At 69.6% G+C, this 1472-nt stretch carries 1 protein-coding gene; it reads right to left on the bottom strand.

Annotated elements, in window-relative coordinates; translation table 11 throughout:
- A partial coding sequence (locus GTW40_RS24070; protein WP_202486343.1) for a transglycosylase domain-containing protein occupies positions 1-1472 on the bottom strand: 1472 nt, incomplete at both ends.

Below are 1472 nucleotides of genomic sequence, written 5' to 3' on the forward strand. Positions count from 1 at the left end.
GCGGTGCCGCCGTCCTGGCCCGCGACGGTGGCGGGTGCGGTCGGGGCCAGCGTGGCGGGGGCCTCGACCTCGGCGCCCGGCTGGAGCTCCAGGTCGAAGTCGGCGGCGGGCTTTCCGCTCAGCGCGTCCTTCGTGTACTGCGCCCAGATCTCGGTGGGCGGGCCGCCACCGTTCATACGGGCGTTGCCGAGCGCGTTGTACAGCGGCTTGTGCCGGGCGGTCACCGGGTCCTGGCCCATGACCGCGACCACGGTGGCGAGGTCGGGGGTGTATCCGGCGAACCAGGCGGCGGTGTCGCTCTCGGCGGTGCCGGTCTTGCCCGCGGCCGGGCGGCCCGCGGCCTTGGCGGCCGTGGCGGTACCGGTCTCGACCACGCTCCGCAGGACGGAGGTGGTGGTGTCGGCGGCCTCACGGCTGACGGCCTGCTTGGACTGGCCGCCCGGGATGGTCACCGGGGTGCCGCCCTTGGTGACCTTGTCGATGAGGGTGTACGTGCCGTGCCGGCCGTGGTTGGCGAGGGTGGCGTACGCCTCGGTCATCTCCAGGACGCTCGCGGTGGCGGTGCCGAGCGCGATGGACGGGGACGGGTAGAGGTCCGGGGTGTCGGCGGGGATGCCGAGGTCGATCGCGGTCTGCTTGACCTTGGCGCCGGTGACGTCGGCGGCCATCTGCGCGTACACCGAGTTCACCGAGAGGTCGGTGGCCTTGCGGACGGTGATCTGGCCGTACGACTTCTGGTCCTCGTTCTCCGGGGCGTAGGAGCCGCTCCAGCCCTGTACGGGGCGCTTGTTGGTGCCGTCGTAGTAGGTGTTCGGGGAGATCGGCTTGCCGTCCTGGGTGGTGGAGCCGTTCTGGACCGCCGAGGTGAACACGAACGGCTTGAAGGTGGAGCCGACCTGGAAGTCGCCGCGGGTGGCGCCGTTGGTGTACTGCTGCAGGTAGTCGATGCCGCCGTACATCGCCACGACGCGGCCGGTCTTGGGGTCGATGGACGCGCCGCCCGCGCGGACGTAGGTGTCGGCCTTGTTGTTCTTCTTGTCCAGCTTGGAGATCAGCTTGTCGTTGACGGCCTTGACGAAGTCGTCCTGCTTGTCCTTCTGGATGGTGGTCGTGATGCGGTAACCACCGCGCGTCATCTGCTCCTTGGTGAGGATGTGATGACCGGTGAGGTAGTCCTTGACCGCCTCGACGAGGTAACCGCGCTGGCCGGACAGGCCGGTGGAGATGGTCTGTTCCTTCGGCATGGGGAACTTCAGGCCGGTGCGCTCGGACTGCGACAGCCAGCCCTTCTTGACCATGCCGTCCAGGACGTAGTTCCAACGGGCCACGGCGGCGGGCTTGTTCTCGGGGTGGGCGACGACGTCGTACTCGCTGGGCGCGTTGACGAGCGCGGCGAGGTAGGCGGCGCGGGCCGGGTCGAGGTCGACGGCGTCCTTGCCGTAGTACGCCTGGGCGGCGGCCTGGATGCCGTA

Source organism: Streptomyces sp. SID4985 (assembly GCF_009863025.1).
Classification (GTDB): domain Bacteria; phylum Actinomycetota; class Actinomycetes; order Streptomycetales; family Streptomycetaceae; genus Streptomyces.